Below are 17,668 nucleotides of genomic sequence, written 5' to 3'. Positions count from 1 at the left end.
CATAGGATATCGAAAGGATAGTAACAAGTACTAAGAAGACAGCTGGGAAATGCTGTCGTCGGCCATTTCTCTGTCCAACTCGCATGCAGTAAACCGAGAGACAGATAAAAAATACCATAAAGAGCCGTGCGGTGTGAAGCGCTATCGATGTAGGAATTTTCTGAAAATAATGAGGGGCGAAAGTAAGTTAATCCGCACTGCCCAAGCTCAAACCTTGTTTCTTCGCCAAAGCGTGAACATCTTGCCAGATCGTCATTTGATTGAGCAAGCGCGTCGCCGGGTCGATCAGCGCATTGAGGTTGAAAAAACGTTCGAGTGCCGTCTCATCCATATTGCTGCGCTGAGAGAAATTGATGCGGCCATATTGTTTCCGGAAAGCTGCCAACAAATCTCCTGGCGTATCTTTATGCCAATTTTGCATCAAACCGCCGACCATTAAGGCGGTGTCAGTCGTTTGTTCCAAGCTGCGTGGATTGCGCGCCGCACTGACATCGCGGTAATCGAGCAGGCGTGGAAAGTAGAACTGTTTGATCCAGCTGGGTGGAATGCCGCCGGCGCGCTGCAAAGTACCGCTACGCCATAATTTCCAACTTCTTTCGGCTTGCTCGGTACTGACAAAGTGCGCATCGGCTTGCAATTCGCAATCTTCCTCAAGCACCATCTCCACCACGATAGGCAAACCGACTTGCTGGGCAATTTCTTCGAGTTCAGGAAATTGTGGCTTGTCGCCGCGATGCTCTTGCAAGGCAGTTACGAATTGGCCCATCGTCTCCGGATAGCGCTGATGCAGCTCACCGGTATTGCGACAAAAACCGGCGCAGGCTGAGAAGTACGCCATCAACTCGCCGATGGCAACGCCATCGACGGCGCTTTGATCGGCGTCGGCAAACACATGGCCGGGTCGGTTACCGGGGATGCCGTTGCGTAACAGTGGATAGAGTTCGGTCGAAATAGCGCCGAATTTAACGGTGCTGCCGGCGGCAAGTTTGAATTGACTCATGCTTGTGTACTTTCTTGAATAGTGACGGTAGAGCTTGCGGCGCTCTGGCTATCCGGTTCGCTGAGGTTCAAGCGAAAGCGGCTCCGACGCCGCTCAGCACCAAGATGCCGAGCACGGCAAACAGGGTGGCGGCGACGATGCGGACTAATTTGAAGGGGAAATTCGGTGCCGCGATCTTACCGAGAAACACCGCCGGCACATCGGCGATGAGCATGCCCAGCGTGCTGCCGGCGATGACCATGGCGAGATTGCTGTACTTGGCCGCCAACGCGACGGTGGCGAGTTGGGTCTTGTCGCCGATTTCGGCGATGAAGAAACTCGCCACCGTGAGCATGAAGACGCCGTAACGGCTTTCATTGATGCCGGTAGCGTCGATATCGTCGGGTTTGAGCGTCCAGGCGGCAATGCCAAGGAAAGACAGTCCCAGCGCCCAGCGTAAGATATGTGCCGGCACATGGCTGGCAACCCATTGCCCGAACAGGCCGGCCAAGAGGTGATTGGCCAGCGTCGCGACCAGAATGCCGAGTATGATGGGCAGCGGCTTTTTGTAACGTGCCGCCAGCAATAAGGCCAGCAACTGGGTTTTGTCGCCGATTTCACCGATGGTGATGGCTAAGACTGAAACGAGGAAGGCTTCCATGATGGTATTTTCGCGGGACCGGCAGTAGGGCTGACGGCCAGCGTCGCAGGGCCGGTCGGCCTCGCATGTGGCGGGCCGCTCAGAGAGCGCGCATTATACCGCATCATGATGTAGGAAAAGCTACTTGCCAGCGGGGCAGCTTGGTGCGCCGTAGAGTAATTGACGCAAATTTAGTTTATATTGTTATAATTGCAAAAACATAAGTCAGCAAGGGTGTCCGTATGAGTGCGTTTTTCAGCCATTTCATGGTGTTTTGGTCAGTCGAAGAGTTAAATGCCAATATCATCATTTTTCTCAACTTGGCCGGCGCGATGTTGCTTGGCTTTGTAGTCGGTTATGAACGTTTTTACCATGGCCGCGCCGCCGGCATGCGCACCTATGGTCTGGTCTGCATGGCCTCGGCGGCCTTGGTTGTGATCGCCGGTTACCCGGATTTTTGGTACGGTGGGCGCGCTTTACACCCGGTCAACCTCGATCCGACCCGGGTCATGCAAGGGATAGTCACCGGCGTCGGCTTTCTTGGGGCCGGGGTCATTATGAAAGATGGTTTTACGATCAGTGGCCTGACTACCGCTGCTTCGCTATGGGCTTCGTCGGCCATCGGCATCATGGTTGGAGTCGGTTTTTATGCGGCGGCGATCTTGTTGGCTTTGCTGTCGGCCGCCTGTATGGTGTTGGTGCAGAAACTGGAAGCCTGGCTGCCATCGCGCGCAGCGATTGCCATTACTTTGCGCTTTAAGCCTGGTTTTGCGCCGCAAGAGGGCTATCTCAGTGCCAAAGCACGCGAACGCGGCTACGACATCATGAGCGGCACGTTGTTCATTATCCACACCAACGGTGCGGATGAATGGCGCTTCGTCGCGATTGCCGCCGATAAAAAGCTCGCACGCTCGATAACCGCCCTGTCAGCGGATCTGCAAAAATTTGAAGGGGTCGAGTCGTTCCAGTTAGCGCACGCGAAAAATTAAGATTGCGCAGGAGCATCACTGCACTTTTTGCCGTGTTTTCACATTTAGTGCTTGACACTGAAGCCTTTGATCTCTATAGTTCGGGGTTCCCTACGGAGGGGTGGCCGAGTGGTTAAAGGCGACAGACTGTAAATCTGTTCTCTCTGAGTACGCTGGTTCGAATCCAGCCCCCTCCACCATAGGAAAGAATTTTTTTAATAAGTAACGGCTGAAGTGGTGGCCCCTGCGGGTGTAGCTCAATGGTAGAGCTGAAGCCTTCCAAGCTTATGACGAGGGTTCGATTCCCTTCACCCGCTCCAGTCTTATTTTGCACGATTAATGTGTGTAGTATATGCCCTTGTAGCTCAGTGGTAGAGCACTCCCTTGGTAAGGGAGAGGCCACGTGTTCAATCCACGTCAAGGGCACCAAAATAGAGCTGGTGTATTCAAAAGTCTGAAGTCGTCGGGCGCGTGCCTGAGTATTCTCATCAAAATCGTTAGGAGTCCAAAATGGCAAAAGGTAAGTTCGAACGCACCAAGCCGCACGTCAACGTCGGCACAATTGGTCACGTTGATCACGGTAAAACTACACTGACAGCAGCGATTGCCACCGTCTTGTCGAAAAAATTCGGCGGCGAAGCGAAAGCCTACGACCAGATCGATGCAGCACCGGAAGAAAAAGCACGCGGTATTACGATCAATACTGCTCACGTCGAATACGAAACAGCTGCGCGTCACTATGCGCACGTTGATTGCCCAGGCCATGCCGATTATGTTAAAAACATGATCACCGGCGCGGCACAGATGGATGGCGCGATCTTGGTTTGTTCGGCAGCTGATGGTCCTATGCCACAAACACGCGAACACATCTTGTTGGCTCGTCAAGTTGGCGTTCCATACATCATCGTATTCCTGAACAAATGCGACATGGTTGATGATGCAGAATTGCTCGAATTGGTAGAGATGGAAGTGCGCGAGTTACTGGTGAAGTATGACTTCCCAGGCGACGACGTGCCTATCATCCAAGGTTCGGCTAAATTGGCACTCGAAGGCGACACGGGCCCATTGGGCGAAGAAGCCATCATGAAATTGGCGAATGCACTCGATACTTACATCCCTACACCGGAACGTGCTATCGACGGCGCCTTCTTGTTGCCAGTGGAAGATGTATTCTCGATCTCCGGTCGCGGTACAGTGGTAACCGGTCGTATCGAACGCGGTATCGTTAAAGTCGGCGAAGAAATCGAAATCATCGGTATCAAAGACACGGTCAAGACAACTTGTACTGGCGTTGAAATGTTCCGTAAATTGCTCGACCAAGGTCAAGCTGGCGATAACGTCGGTGTTCTGTTGCGCGGTACTAAGCGTGAAGATATCCAACGTGGTCAAGTGTTGGCAAAACCAGGTTCGATCAAACCGCATGCGCATTTCACAGGCGAGATCTATGTCCTGTCGAAAGATGAAGGCGGCCGTCATACACCATTCTTCAACAACTATCGTCCACAGTTCTACTTCCGTACTACGGACGTCACTGGTTCGATCGAGTTGCCAGCGGATAAAGAAATGGTTATGCCAGGCGACAACGTGTCGATCACAGTAAAATTGATCAACCCGATTGCGATGGAAGAAGGCTTGCGCTTCGCTATCCGTGAAGGTGGTCGTACTGTTGGTGCTGGTGTTGTTGCAAAAATTATTGAGTAATAGTTAGGAAATAATGCGGTGACTGGCCAAAGTCATCGCATTCTTCAAGTGGTTCTAAGCAGTAGGGGTGTAGCTCAATTGGCAGAGCGTCGGTCTCCAAAACCGAAGGTTGTAGGTTCGATTCCTACCGCCCCTGCCACCATCAAGGCCGCAGGGCACCGAAAGTAAACAAGTATGTCTAATCATTCCGTTCAAACAGTCAGTACTTCCAATGACAAGTACAAAGTCATTCTGGCAGTGGCTGCTATGCTTATTGGAATCGCTGCTTTTTATATTCTCGCCGGGCAGTCTACATTGATCCGTGTCGCCGCATTGCTGGCAGGTTTGTTGGTTGCCGTTGGTTTGGTTGCAATCTCGGACATGGGCAAAAATTTTGTTGAATTCGCCAAAGAATCTGTTCGTGAAACGAAAAAGGTTGTTTGGCCTACACGTAAAGAAGCTACTCAGATCACAGCCGTGGTATTCGGTTTTGTTCTTGTTATGGCAATCTTTCTCTGGGGGGCAGATAAGCTCCTCGAGTTTGTGTTATATGACGTAATCCTCGGATGGAAAAAATAATGAGCGAGAACATTCAGGAAAACGAACAAGGTACAGCGCCAGAGGTGTCTGTACCTAAAAGTACTAAAAAATGGTATGCCGTACACGCTTATTCCGGTATGGAAAAAAGTGTACATCGCGCTCTGGTAGAGCGTATTGATCGTGCTGAGATGCAAGATTTGTTCGGTCGTATTCTGGTGCCGACGGAAGAAGTGATTGAAGTTCGTAACGGCCGCAAAGCTGTCACTGAGCGCCGCTTGTTCCCAAGCTATGTGTTTGTCGAGATGGATATGACTGATGACACTTGGCATTTGGTAAAAAACACCAGCAAAGTTACCGGTTTCATCGGCGGTAAGTCGAACAAGCCATCGCCGATTCCGCAGCATGAAATCGATAAGATTCTGCAGCAAATGCAAGATGGCGTAGAAAAGCCACGGCCGAAAGTGCTTTACGAAGTTGGCGAAGTGGTACGCATCAAAGAAGGTCCGTTCACTGATTTCAACGGCAATGTTGAAGAAGTCAATTACGAGAAATCAAAAGTGCGTGTGACAGTAACAATCTTTGGTCGTGCTACCCCGGTTGAGCTCGATTTCGCGCAGGTCGAAAAAGTCTAAGTTTTCGTTGTTCAGTACGGAGAGAAAGCAATTTCTCTGAAACTGAGATAGCAGTAAAGAGGAGCCTGGCCGATCATATCGACGAGGCGCTACTACTCAATTCATGAAGGAGCCAAACATGGCAAAGAAAATCATTGGTTTTATCAAGCTGCAAGTGCCAGCTGGTAAAGCAAACCCATCCCCACCGATTGGCCCTGCTTTGGGTCAACGTGGTCTGAACATCATGGAATTCTGCAAAGCTTTCAATGCGCAGACTCAAGGTGTTGAGCCAGGTATGCCTATTCCTGTTGTGATCACAGCATTTGCGGACAAGTCTTTCACATTCGTGATGAAGACGCCTCCTGCAACTTACATGATCAAAAAAGCAGCCGGTATCACTAAAGGTTCACCAAAGCCACATACTGACAAAGTCGGTTCCATCACTCGTGCTCAAGCTGAAGAAATCGCGACCGTTAAACGCGCTGATTTGACAGCCGCCGATATGGACGCTGCAGTGCGTACAATCGCCGGTTCCGCTCGCTCGATGGGCATCACGGTAGAGGGTCTGTAATGGCTAAGTTATCTAAAAAAGCAAAATTGCTGGCAACTAAAGTTGACCGTTTGAAAGTATATCCATTTGACAATGCTATCGCTTTGATCAAAGAATGTGCTACAGCAAAATTCAATGAATCGATCGACGTATCGGTACAACTCGGTGTTGATCCTAAGAAATCTGATCAAGTCGTTCGTGGCGCTGTTGTTTTGCCAGCTGGTACAGGTAAATCGGTACGCGTAGCGGTTTTTGCACAAGGTGCAAAAGCTGAAGAAGCGAAAGCTGCCGGTGCTGATATCGTTGGTATGGAAGATTTGGCTGAGCGCATCAAAGCCGGCGACATGCCGTTTGACGTCGTCATCGCCTCGCCTGACACCATGCGTATCGTCGGTACCCTGGGTCAGATCCTCGGCCCACGCGGTTTGATGCCAAATCCGAAAGTCGGTACTGTTACTCCTGACGTCGCTACAGCAGTTAAAAATGCCAAAGCCGGTCAAGTTCAGTATCGTACAGATAAAGCAGGTATCATCCACACCACAATCGGTCGCAAATCCTTCGCTGATGGCGATTTGAAATCGAATCTGGTGGCCTTGATCGAAGCATTGAACAAAGCAAAACCAGCCTCAAGCAAAGGCGTGTATCTGCGTAAAGTCTCTATCTCATCGACGATGGGTGCAGGCGTACGTGTTGATCACGGTAACCTGGCTTAAGCTGTAAGAATCAAGTCCTGTCACCTTGTGGTAGGCGCATCTTTGGGCCGTTTGTTGCTGGCATCATGGCGGCAAACGGAGTGTCAAAGACCGTGGGGCTGTTCATTCGTGAGCAGTTAAACAACTGGAGAGCAATCGACAGTACCCAACGCAGATGGTGTACCCGAACAAGTTTTGTAGTGAATACTGGCCCGCCAGTGAAACTCCTAACTTCGGACGCCGTGTTCGAAACGATATGAGGGAAGCACATCATTCCGGTGTGCCGACTGAGTATCATTAATGGAGGTTGACCGTGAGTCTCAATCTGAATGACAAAAAAGCCGTTGTCGCTGAAGTCTCTGCAAAAGTAGCAACTGCTCAGACTATCGTCGTGGCTGAATATCGTGGCATCCAGGTCGGTCATTTGACGCAATTACGTGCTAGCGCACGTGCTCAAGGCGTTTACATGCGCGTGTTGAAAAACACACTCGCACGTCGCGCTGTAGAGGGAACTGTATTTGCGAGCCTCGCTTCTGAAATGACCGGTCCGTTGATCTATGCGATCTCGGTCGATGCTGTTGCTGCTGCTAAAGTCGTTCAAGACTTTGCAAAAAGCAATGACAAACTGGTTGTTAAAGCAGGTAACTATGCAGGTAAGTCGCTGGATAAAGCTGGCGTTATCGCATTGGCAAGCATTCCTAGTCGTGAAGTTCTGTTGGCACAAGTGTTGGGCATGATGCAGGCTCCTGTATCTGGCTTCGCTCGTGCATTGGCAGCTCTTTCCGCGAAGAAAGAATCTGAATCGCCAGCAGCACCGGCAGCAGAAGTTGCTGACGTTGCAGAAGTTGCTGAAGTAGTTGCAGCAGCTGACGTTGCCGCTGAATAAGATTTTTTCCGTCAAATACCGTATCAATGTAATTAATTAATTGGAGTTTCAAATGGCAATTAGCAAAGACGATATCCTGGAAGCCGTAGGCGCGATGTCCGTAATGGACCTGAACGACCTGGTTAAAGCTTTCGAAGAAAAATTTGGTGTTTCCGCTGCTGCAATGTCTTCCGGCCCAGCTGCTGGTCCTGCTGCTGCAGTTGAAGAGCAAACTGAATTCAACGTTATCCTGACTGAAATCGGCGCAAACAAAGTTGGCGTGATTAAAGCAGTGCGTGAATTGACAGGTCTGGGCTTGAAAGAAGCCAAAGACGTTGTTGACGGTGCACCAAAAACAGTTAAAGAAGCCGTTTCCAAAGCGGATGCTGATGCTGCGAAGAAAAAACTTGAAGAAGCCGGCGCTAAAGCTGAAATCAAGTAATACGATAGCACGGCCAATCTTCGGATTGGCCACAGTCAAAGGCAGGAATCCTCTCGCAAGAGAGGGTTCCTCTTTGGCTCTTTGCCGTTACTACGTCGTTTCGGGTTGTTGAGCTGTTTATCAAGATAAGACCGAGGGCTGAGACTTGAGGTTTTTTGTCGCAGAGTTGATTAATTTGTGACAGGAATTCTGAATTCTCCATCCTTCCTTGTCACTCACGGAGTGTCCATGCACTACTCATTTACTGAGAAGAAGCGTATTCGTAAATCTTTTGCGAAACGCGCCAACGTCCACAACGTTCCGTTCTTGTTGGCGACTCAAATCGAGTCGTATCAAAGCTTTTTGCAAGAAGAAAGAACGCCGGCCAACCGTAAAAATGAAGGCTTGCAGTCTGCTTTCACATCGATTTTCCCTATTGTTTCGCACAATGGATTTGCACGCCTGGAATTCTTATCTTACGTTTTAGGCGATCCTGCTTTTGACGTCAAGGAATGCCAATTGCGCGGTTTGACCTATGCTTCGCCATTGCGTGCGAAAGTACGTCTGGTGATTCTGGATAAAGAATCGCCAACCAAGCCGGTCGTCAAAGAAATGAAAGAACAAGAAGTCTACATGGGCGAATTGCCGCTCATGACGACGACTGGTTCGTTTGTTGTCAATGGTACCGAGCGTGTAATCGTTTCCCAGTTGCATCGTTCCCCGGGTGTGTTCTTTGAACATGACCGCGGCAAGACGCATTCTTCGGGCAAGCTCTTGTTCTCGGCCCGTATCATTCCTTACCGTGGTTCGTGGCTCGATTTTGAGTTCGACCCGAAAGATATTCTGTTCTTCCGTATCGATCGTCGTCGCAAGATGCCGGTCACGATCTTGTTGCGTGCCATAGGCATGAACAATGAGCAGATCTTGGCGAATTTCTTTGTCTTCGATAACTTTACTTTGCATAACGATGGCGCTGAAATGGAATTCGTTCCTGAGCGTTTGCGTGGTGAAGTAGCACGTTTTGATATTGCTGATAAATCTGGCAAGATCATTGTCGCTAAAGACAAACGTGTGAACGCCAAGCATGTGCGTGAAATCGAAGCCGGTGGTATCAAGCATATTTCCGTACCGGAAGATTATTTGCTCGGCCGCGTGATCGCTAAAAACATCATCGATAATGACACCGGCGAAATCATCGCCAATGCCAACGATGAACTGACCGAAGAATTGCTCGGCCGTTTGCGCGAAGCGCATGTCAGCGATATCCAAACGCTGTACACCAACGATCTCGATCAAGGTGCCTACATTTCCCAAACTCTGCGTGCCGATGATACGGCCGATCAGATGGCAGCACGTGTGGCGATCTATCGCATGATGCGTCCTGGCGAACCACCGACCGAAGATTCCGTCGAAGCTTTGTTCAACGGTTTGTTCTACAGCGAAGAGCGTTACGATTTGTCGGCTGTTGGTCGCATGAAATTCAATCGCCGCATTGGTCGCGATGAATTGACTGGTGCCATGACTTTGTCGAACGAAGACGTGTTGGCCGTGATCAAGATTTTGGTAGAACTGCGCAATGGTCGCGGCGAAGTCGATGATATCGATCACTTGGGTAATCGTCGTGTACGTTGCGTCGGTGAATTGGCTGAGAATCAATTCCGTGCCGGTTTGGTACGGGTTGAACGTGCCGTCAAAGAACGCCTCGGCCAAGCCGAAGCCGATAACTTGATGCCGCATGACTTGATCAATTCCAAGCCGATTTCTGCCGCGATCCGTGAATTCTTCGGTTCCTCGCAGTTGTCACAGTTTATGGATCAAACCAATCCTTTGTCGGAAATTACGCATAAACGTCGTATTTCTGCGCTCGGACCTGGTGGTTTGACACGTGAACGTGCCGGCTTTGAAGTACGTGACGTTCATCCAACCCACTATGGTCGTGTTTGCCCTATTGAAACACCAGAGGGACCGAACATTGGTCTGATCAACTCGCTGGCTTTGTATGCGCGTTTGAATGAATACGGCTTCCTCGAAACACCGTATCGTAAAGTTACTGACAGCAAGATCACTCAACAGATCGATTATCTGTCGGCGATTGAAGAAGGTCGTTACATCATCGCTCAGGCGAATGCGACCATCAATGAAGGCGGTACGCTGACCGATGAATTGGTTTCTTCGCGTCAAGCTGGCGAAACCATCTTGGTCTCGCCGGAACGTGTCCAGTACATGGACGTGGCCACTGGTCAGGTGGTATCGGTTGCGGCTTCCTTGATTCCATTCTTGGAACATGATGATGCGAACCGTGCCTTGATGGGTGCCAACATGCAACGTCAAGCCGTGCCTTGTCTGCGTCCTGAGAAAGCTTTCGTCGGTACCGGCATTGAACGGACTGTGGCGATCGATTCCGGTACAACGGTACAAGCATTGCGTGGCGGTAAAGTCGATTATATCGATGCCGGTCGTATCGTGATTCGCGTCAATGATGCTGAAGCGCAAGCTGGTGAAGTCGGTGTTGATATTTACAACCTGATCAAGTACACGCGTTCGAATCAGAATACCAATATCAACCAACGTCCTATCGTCAAGGTCGGCGACGTGGTTGCTAAGGGTGACGTGTTGGCAGATGGTGCTTCGACCGATATGGGCGAACTCGCACTCGGCCAAAACATGTTGGTTGCCTTCATGCCATGGAATGGTTATAACTTCGAAGATTCGATTTTGATCTCCGAAAAAGTCGTCGCTGATGATCGCTACACCTCGATTCACATCGAAGAGTTGTCGGTTGTTGCACGTGATACCAAGCTTGGCGCCGAAGAAATTACTCGCGATATTTCGAATCTTGCTGAAAATCAGCTCGCTCGTCTCGATGAATCCGGTATCGTGTACATCGGTGCAGAAGTGACTGCCGGCGATACCTTGGTCGGTAAAGTAACGCCTAAAGGCGAAACGCAACTGACACCGGAAGAAAAATTGCTGCGCGCGATTTTCGGTGAAAAAGCCTCGGACGTGAAAGATACTTCGCTGCGCGTGCCTTCCGGTATGGTTGGTACAGTCATCGACGTACAAGTCTTTACACGCGAAGGTATACAACGCGACAAGCGTGCGCAACAAATTATCGATGATGAATTGAAGCGTTATCGCCTCGATTTGAACGATCAGTTGCGTATCGTTGAAGGCGATGCCTTCGAACGTCTCGAACGTATGCTTGATGGCAAAATCGCTGATGGCGGTCCGGCTAAACTGAGCAAAGGCAGCAAGCTGAGCAAAGAATACCTGGCCAGCATCGATAAATACCATTGGTTTGATATTCGTTTGGCAGCCGATGATGCCGCTGCTGCGCTCGTCGCGATCAAAGATTCGATCGCAGAAAAGCGTCATCAGTTCGATCTGGCTTTTGAAGAGAAGCGCACCAAACTGACGCAAGGCGATGAATTGCCGCCAGGCGTACAAAAAATGGTCAAGGTTTACCTCGCAGTCAAGCGCCGTTTGCAGCCAGGTGATAAAATGGCGGGTCGTCACGGTAATAAGGGTGTGGTTTCGCGCATCGTTCCTATCGAAGACATGCCTTACATGGCTGATGGTACCCCGGCTGACATCGTGTTGAACCCTCTGGGTGTTCCTTCACGGATGAACGTTGGTCAGGTTCTCGAAGTCCATCTGGGTTGGGCGGCAAAAGGTTTGGGCTTGCGCATTGGTGAAATGCTCAAAGCAAAAGCAAAAATTGAAGAGTTGCGTGATTTCCTCAAGAAGATTTATAACGAATCGGGTAAAACTGAAGATCTCGACAATTTCTCCGATGCCGAAATCTTGGAATTGACGAACAACTTGAAACATGGTGTGCCGTTTGCGACCCCAGTGTTTGATGGTGCTCACGAAAGTGAAATCCGTCGCATGCTTGACCTCGCTTACCCTGATCACATCGCTGAGCAACTCGGTATGACACCGTCGAAAAACCAGGTCACCCTGTTTGACGGCCGTACCGGTGAAGCCTTCGAACGCAAGGTCACGCTCGGTTACATGCACGTCTTGAAACTGCATCATTTGGTTGATGACAAGATGCATGCCCGTTCGACCGGTCCTTACTCGCTGGTCACGCAACAACCGCTCGGTGGTAAAGCCCAGTTCGGTGGTCAGCGTTTCGGTGAGATGGAAGTATGGGCGCTCGAAGCTTACGGCGCATCGTATGTGTTGCAGGAAATGTTGACGGTGAAGTCGGATGACGTCAACGGCCGTACCAAAGTGTATGAAAACTTGGTCAAGGGCGACCATGTGATCGATGCCGGCATGCCGGAATCGTTCAACGTCCTGGTCAAGGAAATCCGTTCGCTCGGTATCGATATCGATCTCGAACGTAACTAAAGTAAAGGGGTGGCGTAAGCCACTCCAGCAGTACCCAGCCACCGCCCGAATTCGCTTCGGGCGTTGGTCATTAGGCCGGCAGTTTAGAAGCAGTTCTTCGTTCCCGGTATCAGCGGAACCAAGGTCATCCGACCTGGCTCTCCCGTTGATGCGAACAGGGTCAGACGAGAGCGTTTCTGTTGCAGCACCATAAAGTCAGCGTTTCACGACGCTTTACTGGAGTGAACCCATGAAAGCCCTGCTCGATTTATTCAAGCAAGTCCAACCGAACGAACAGTTTGACGCGATCAAAATCGGTCTGGCATCACCAGACAAGATCCGTTCGTGGTCCTACGGCGAAGTTAAAAAGCCGGAAACCATCAACTATCGTACTTTCAAACCTGAACGTGACGGCTTGTTCTGCGCCAAGATTTTTGGTCCTATCAAGGATTACGAATGCTTGTGCGGCAAATACAAGCGTCTCAAGCATCGCGGTGTGATCTGCGAAAAATGCGGCGTTGAAGTTACTCTGGCCAAAGTTCGTCGTGAGCGCATGGGTCATATTGAACTCGCTTCGCCAACTGCCCATATCTGGTTCCTCAAGTCGCTGCCATCGCGTCTTGGTATGGTGCTCGACATGACATTGCGCGATATTGAACGCGTACTGTACTTTGAAGCATATGTCGTCACCGATCCAGGCATGACTCCGTTGAAAAAATGCCAGATCATGTCGGAAGATGATTACGCTGCCAAATACGAAGAACATGGCGACGAATTCACTGCCTTCATGGGTGCCGAAGGTATCCGCGAATTGCTGCGTTCTATCGATATCGACCGCGATGCAGAAACTCTGCGCGTGGAATTGAAAGAATCGAAATCCGAAGCCAAGATCAAGAAATACGCCAAGCGCCTCAAAGTGCTGGAAGCCTTCCAACGTTCCGGCATCAAACCGGATTGGATGATCATGGAAGTCTTGCCGGTCTTGCCGCCGGAATTGCGTCCCTTGGTGCCACTCGATGGCGGCCGTTTCGCGACTTCCGATCTGAACGATCTGTATCGCCGCGTCATCAACCGTAACAATCGTCTCAAGCGTCTGATGGAATTGCGCGCACCGGAAATCATTACACGTAATGAAAAACGGATGCTGCAAGAAGCCGTCGATTCGCTGCTCGATAACGGTCGTCGTGGTAAGGCCATGACGGGCGCGAACAAGCGTCCGCTGAAATCGCTGGCTGAAATGATCAAAGGTAAGGGCGGCCGTTTCCGTCAAAACTTGTTGGGCAAACGCGTCGATTACTCGGGTCGTTCCGTGATCGTCGTGGGCCCGCAATTGAAATTGCATCAGTGCGGCTTGCCGAAACTGATGGCTTTGGAATTGTTTAAACCGTTTATTTTCAACAAGCTGGAATTGATGGGTCTGGCAACGACTATCAAGGCGGCGAAAAAACTGGTTGAGATTCAAGAGCCGGTAGTCTGGGATATTCTCGAGGAAGTCATCCGCGAACATCCGATTATGTTGAACCGCGCACCGACTTTGCATCGTCTTGGTATCCAAGCGTTTGAACCGGTATTGATCGAAGGTAAAGCGATTCAGCTGCATCCGCTGGTCTGCGCCGCTTTCAATGCCGACTTTGACGGCGATCAAATGGCGGTCCACGTTCCTCTGTCGATTGAAGCACAGATGGAAGCGCGCACCCTGATGCTGGCTTCGAACAATATTCTGTTCCCATCCAACGGCGAACCGTCGATTGTTCCATCGCAAGATATCGTCTTGGGTCTGTACTACGCTTCCCGTGAAAAAATCAACGGTAAGGGTGAAGGCATGATGTTCCCTGATGTGTCAGAAGCGATCCGCGCCTGGGACAACAAGGAAGTCGAACTGAGCACACGGATTACCGTGCGGATTACCGAGTTCCCGAAAGATTTGGAAACCGGCGAATTCGTTAAAACCATCAAGCGTTACGAAACCACGGTAGGCCGTGCGATTTTGTCGGAAATTCTGCCTAAGGGCTTGCCCTTCACCGTGCTTAACCGCGCCTTGAAGAAAAAAGAAATTTCGAAACTGATCGATACCTCGTTCCGTAAGTGCGGTCTGCGCGCCACGGTCGTGTTTGCCGATCAATTGATGCAAATGGGTTTCCGCCTCGCGACGCGCGCCGGTATCTCTATCTGTATCGATGACATGTTGGTACCGCCACAAAAAGTCACCTTGTTGGCTGCGGCCGAACACGAAGTCAAACAAATCGAACAGCAATATGCGTCCGGTTTGGTAACTGCCGGCGAGCGTTACAATAAAGTGGTCGATATCTGGGGCAAGACCGGTGATGAAGTCGGCAAGGCGATGATGGAACAACTCAAAGTTGAACCGGTCACCCGTCGTGACGGCAGCGTCGGCACACAAGAATCGTTCAATGCCATTTACATGATGGCCGACTCCGGCGCGCGCGGTTCCGCAGCGCAGATTCGTCAGCTCGCCGGTATGCGTGGTCTGATGGCGAAACCGGATGGTTCCATCATTGAAACGCCGATCACCGCGAACTTCCGCGAAGGTCTGAACGTGTTGCAGTACTTTATTTCCACGCATGGTGCGCGGAAAGGTCTGGCCGATACCGCGCTCAAAACCGCGAACTCCGGTTACCTGACGCGTCGCCTGGTCGATGTGACCCAAGATTTGGTGGTGATCGAGGATGACTGCGGCACTTCCAACGGTTCATCGATGAAAGCCATCGTCGAAGGCGGTGAAGTCAATGTACCTTTGCGCGAACTGATACTCGGTCGCGTTTCGGCCAATGACATCGTCAATCCGGAAACGCAAGAAACACTGTACGCAGCCGGTACTTTGCTCGATGAAAATTCGGTCGAAGAAATCGAACGCCTCGGCATCGATGAAGTCAAGGTCCGCACCCCGCTGACTTGCGATACACGCTACGGCCTGTGCGCCATGTGTTACGGTCGTGATCTCGGTCGCGGCTCGATGGTCAATGCCGGCGAAGCAGTCGGCGTGATCGCGGCGCAGTCGATCGGTGAACCAGGTACACAGCTGACTATGCGTACCTTCCATATCGGTGGTGCAGCGTCGCGTGCGGCAGTGGCCTCGTCGGTGGAAGCGAAATCCAATGGTGTCATCCGTTTCACGGCCACCATGCGTTACGTTACCAACGGCAAGGGCGACCAGATCGTTATTTCCCGTTCCGGTGAAGTGTTGATCACCGACGACCACGGTCGTGAACGTGAACGTCATAAAGTACCGTACGGTGCCATGTTGATCGTGAAAGATGGCATGGTCATCAAAGCCGGTTTTGCTTTGGCGACTTGGGATCCATTGACCCGTCCTATCATTACCGAATACACCGGTACCGTTAAATTCGAGAATGTCGAAGAAGGCGTGACGGTTGCCAAGCAGGTTGATGAAGTGACAGGCTTGTCCACTCTGGTGGCGATCGATGCGAAACGTCGCGGCAGCGCCGCAGGTAAAACCCTGCGTCCGCAAGTCAAATTGCTCAATGAGCAAGGCGAAGAAGTCAAGATTTCGGGTACCGAGCATGCGGTAACGATCGGCTTCCAAGTCGGCGCGCTGATCACCGTCAAAGATGGCCAGCAAGTGCACGTTGGTGAAGTCTTGGCGCGTATTCCTACCGAATCGCAAAAAACACGTGATATTACCGGTGGTTTGCCACGGGTTGCCGAGTTGTTTGAAGCGCGTTCGCCAAAAGACGCTGGTATGCTGGCGGAAGTGACTGGTACGGTTGCCTTCGGTAAAGAAACCAAGGGTAAGCAACGGCTGGAAATCACCGACATGGATGGCGAGAAGCATGAATTCTTGATCACCAAGGACAAGCAAGTCTTGGTTCATGATGGTCAAGTTGTTAACAAAGGTGAGATGATTGTCGACGGCCCGGCCGATCCGCAAGATATCTTGCGTTTGCTCGGTATCGAAGCTTTGGCGCGTTACATCGTTGACGAAGTGCAAGATGTATACCGTTTGCAAGGCGTGAAGATCAATGACAAGCACATTGAAGTGATCGTGCGTCAGATGTTGCGTCGCGTCGTCGTTGTCAATCCGGGTGATGCCAACTACATCGTCGGTGAACAGGTTGAGCGTTCGGAATTGCTTGATGAAAATGATCGCGTCGCTGCGGCCAACGGTATCCCTGCAACATATGAAAATATCTTGCTTGGTATTACCAAGGCTTCCTTGTCGACAGATTCCTTCATCTCTGCGGCATCGTTCCAAGAAACCACACGGGTTCTGACGGAAGCGGCGATCATGGGTAAAAAAGATGGCTTGCGCGGTTTGAAAGAAAACGTCATCGTCGGTCGTCTGATACCTGCTGGTACCGGTTTGGCCTTCCATCGTGCACGCAAGTTGAAAGAAACTTGGGAAGCCGATGAACGTTTGGCTATGCTCGAAGCTGAGAAAGCCATCTTCGCGCCTATGCCTGAAGTAGTCGCCAGCGACATCGAGGGTGATGCGTAAGCCTTGCTGAAATTTTCAGCAACGTAAGTAAGACGGCACCGTGGCAGTATTCGCGGTGCCGTTTTTTTTTGTGTTCAAACATAGTCCTCCATGTCCGAATTTCCTCCTCCTGTTCCTTCTGCCGCCTTAGGCGTGGCCGTGAATGCCGCCGCGATTGCGGCCTTGCTTCCCAGCGAGTTCCGAGCGCTGCAGATAGAAGTCGTCGCCAGTACCGGTTCGACCAACGCCGATTTGATGGCGCGCTTGCCCGAACTGGAGACTGCCGTTTTACGTTTGGCATTACAACAAACTGCCGGGCGCGGCCGCGCCGGTCGCAGTTGGCTCAGCGAGGGCGGTGAATTGTTGACCTTTTCACTGGCCTGGCGTATGCGCCAACCAGTGCATGGCTTGCTAGGCTTGCCCTTGGCAATCGGGGTCGCACTGGCCGAAGCCTTGATCGAACTCGATGTGCAGGTACAATTGAAATGGCCGAATGATGTGCTGCGCGAGCGAAAGAAGCTCGCCGGAATATTGATCGAAAGCACGCAGGCTGAAGGCGGCGGTAGTTGGGTCGTCGTTGGTATCGGCTTGAACTTGATCGTGCCGGATGAACTGGAAGCGCGCATTGGCAACGCGGTTGCCGACGCCCCGTGGTTAGCGCGGATGGATAGAAATGCACTGATGGCGCAACTGATTCGCCATCTGGCTGCTAGTTGCGAGCAATTTGATCTGCAAGGCTTTGCGCCGTTCTTGCCACGTTGGAATCGCTTGCATGCGTATGCGCAGGAAGCCGTACAGATCATCGATCATGGTCGGGTATTGCATCTAGGCATAGCGCTCGGGGTCGATTTGGCTGGCTGCTTGGTGTTGCAAACTGATAGTGGTCAAGTGACGGTCTGGGCCGGCGATGTGTCGCTGCGCCCTGTTTAAG

Annotated in this window: 13 protein-coding genes and 4 tRNA genes; 15 read left to right on the top strand and 2 right to left on the bottom strand. The window is 51.1% G+C overall.

Features of this window, described 5'->3' with window-relative positions; translation table 11 throughout:
- Nucleotides 1-187: 187 nt before the first annotated feature.
- Together RHM61_RS04610 and RHM61_RS04605 are read right to left on the bottom strand one after the other, a co-directional pair.
- The gene (locus RHM61_RS04610) at nucleotides 188-1,000 is read right to left on the bottom strand and encodes a hypothetical protein (protein ID WP_322249971.1); all 813 of its coding nucleotides are present in this window, start codon (nucleotides 998-1,000) and stop codon (nucleotides 188-190) included.
- 67 nt (nucleotides 1,001-1,067) lie between these two features.
- Nucleotides 1,068-1,640: a TMEM165/GDT1 family protein gene (locus RHM61_RS04605; protein ID WP_322249970.1), complete on the bottom strand. Its 573-nt coding sequence runs from the start codon at nucleotides 1,638-1,640 to the stop codon at nucleotides 1,068-1,070.
- Between the two features lie 221 nt (nucleotides 1,641-1,861).
- Between RHM61_RS04605 and RHM61_RS04600 the strand changes: the two genes are divergently transcribed.
- From RHM61_RS04600 to RHM61_RS04530, 15 genes are all read left to right on the top strand, one after another.
- Nucleotides 1,862-2,608 carry an MgtC/SapB family protein gene (locus RHM61_RS04600; RefSeq protein ID WP_322249969.1) on the top strand — a complete coding sequence of 249 codons (747 nt, stop codon included), beginning with the start codon at nucleotides 1,862-1,864 and terminating at the stop codon, nucleotides 2,606-2,608.
- Nucleotides 2,609-2,702: 94 nt separating this feature from the next.
- A tRNA-Tyr gene (locus tag RHM61_RS04595) sits at nucleotides 2,703-2,787 on the top strand.
- A 46-nt stretch (nucleotides 2,788-2,833) separates the two neighbouring features.
- A tRNA-Gly gene (locus RHM61_RS04590) sits at nucleotides 2,834-2,907 on the top strand.
- A gap of 34 nt (nucleotides 2,908-2,941) precedes the next feature.
- A tRNA-Thr gene (locus RHM61_RS04585) sits at nucleotides 2,942-3,016 on the top strand.
- Between the two features lie 81 nt (nucleotides 3,017-3,097).
- Entirely contained in the window at nucleotides 3,098-4,288 is a 1,191-nt protein-coding gene (gene tuf / locus RHM61_RS04580; RefSeq protein ID WP_322249902.1) for an elongation factor Tu, read from the top strand.
- 63 nt (nucleotides 4,289-4,351) lie between these two features.
- Nucleotides 4,352-4,427: transfer RNA gene (locus tag RHM61_RS04575), tRNA-Trp, on the top strand.
- 35 nt (nucleotides 4,428-4,462) lie between these two features.
- A complete protein-coding gene (gene secE / locus RHM61_RS04570) occupies nucleotides 4,463-4,846 on the top strand; it encodes a preprotein translocase subunit SecE (protein WP_322249968.1) in 384 nt (127 codons plus the stop codon).
- Nucleotides 4,846-5,439: a transcription termination/antitermination protein NusG gene (gene nusG, locus RHM61_RS04565; RefSeq protein ID WP_322249967.1), complete on the top strand. Its 594-nt coding sequence runs from the start codon at nucleotides 4,846-4,848 to the stop codon at nucleotides 5,437-5,439. Before secE ends, nusG begins: the two co-directional genes overlap by 1 nt.
- 118 nt (nucleotides 5,440-5,557) lie before the next feature.
- Complete coding sequence (rplK, locus tag RHM61_RS04560; RefSeq protein ID WP_322249966.1) at nucleotides 5,558-5,989, top strand: 50S ribosomal protein L11; 432 nt, start codon at nucleotides 5,558-5,560, stop codon at nucleotides 5,987-5,989.
- On the top strand, nucleotides 5,989-6,681 hold the full coding sequence (gene rplA / locus RHM61_RS04555) for a 50S ribosomal protein L1 (protein ID WP_322249965.1): 693 nt from the start codon (nucleotides 5,989-5,991) through the stop codon (nucleotides 6,679-6,681). Before rplK ends, rplA begins: the two co-directional genes overlap by 1 nt.
- A 292-nt stretch (nucleotides 6,682-6,973) precedes the next feature.
- Nucleotides 6,974-7,546: a 50S ribosomal protein L10 gene (rplJ, locus tag RHM61_RS04550; protein WP_322249964.1), complete on the top strand. Its 573-nt coding sequence runs from the start codon at nucleotides 6,974-6,976 to the stop codon at nucleotides 7,544-7,546.
- A gap of 52 nt (nucleotides 7,547-7,598) precedes the next feature.
- Entirely contained in the window at nucleotides 7,599-7,967 is a 369-nt protein-coding gene (gene rplL / locus RHM61_RS04545; RefSeq protein WP_322249963.1) for a 50S ribosomal protein L7/L12, read from the top strand.
- Nucleotides 7,968-8,195: 228 nt separating this feature from the next.
- A complete protein-coding gene (gene rpoB / locus RHM61_RS04540) occupies nucleotides 8,196-12,302 on the top strand; it encodes a DNA-directed RNA polymerase subunit beta (RefSeq protein ID WP_322249962.1) in 4,107 nt (1,368 codons plus the stop codon).
- 229 nt (nucleotides 12,303-12,531) lie between these two features.
- On the top strand, nucleotides 12,532-16,758 hold the full coding sequence (gene rpoC, locus RHM61_RS04535; RefSeq protein WP_322249961.1) for a DNA-directed RNA polymerase subunit beta': 4,227 nt from the start codon (nucleotides 12,532-12,534) through the stop codon (nucleotides 16,756-16,758).
- Between the two features lie 90 nt (nucleotides 16,759-16,848).
- Nucleotides 16,849-17,667 carry a biotin--[acetyl-CoA-carboxylase] ligase gene (locus RHM61_RS04530; protein WP_322249960.1) on the top strand — a complete coding sequence of 273 codons (819 nt, stop codon included), beginning with the start codon at nucleotides 16,849-16,851 and terminating at the stop codon, nucleotides 17,665-17,667.
- The last annotated feature ends 1 nt before the right edge of the window (nucleotide 17,668 follow it).

Source organism: Undibacterium sp. CCC3.4 (genome assembly GCF_034347425.1).
In the GTDB taxonomy this organism is placed as follows: domain Bacteria; phylum Pseudomonadota; class Gammaproteobacteria; order Burkholderiales; family Burkholderiaceae_D; genus Undibacterium.
The sequence above is the reverse complement of the archived record's forward strand: the minus strand, read 5'-3'. Positions and strand labels throughout refer to the sequence as shown.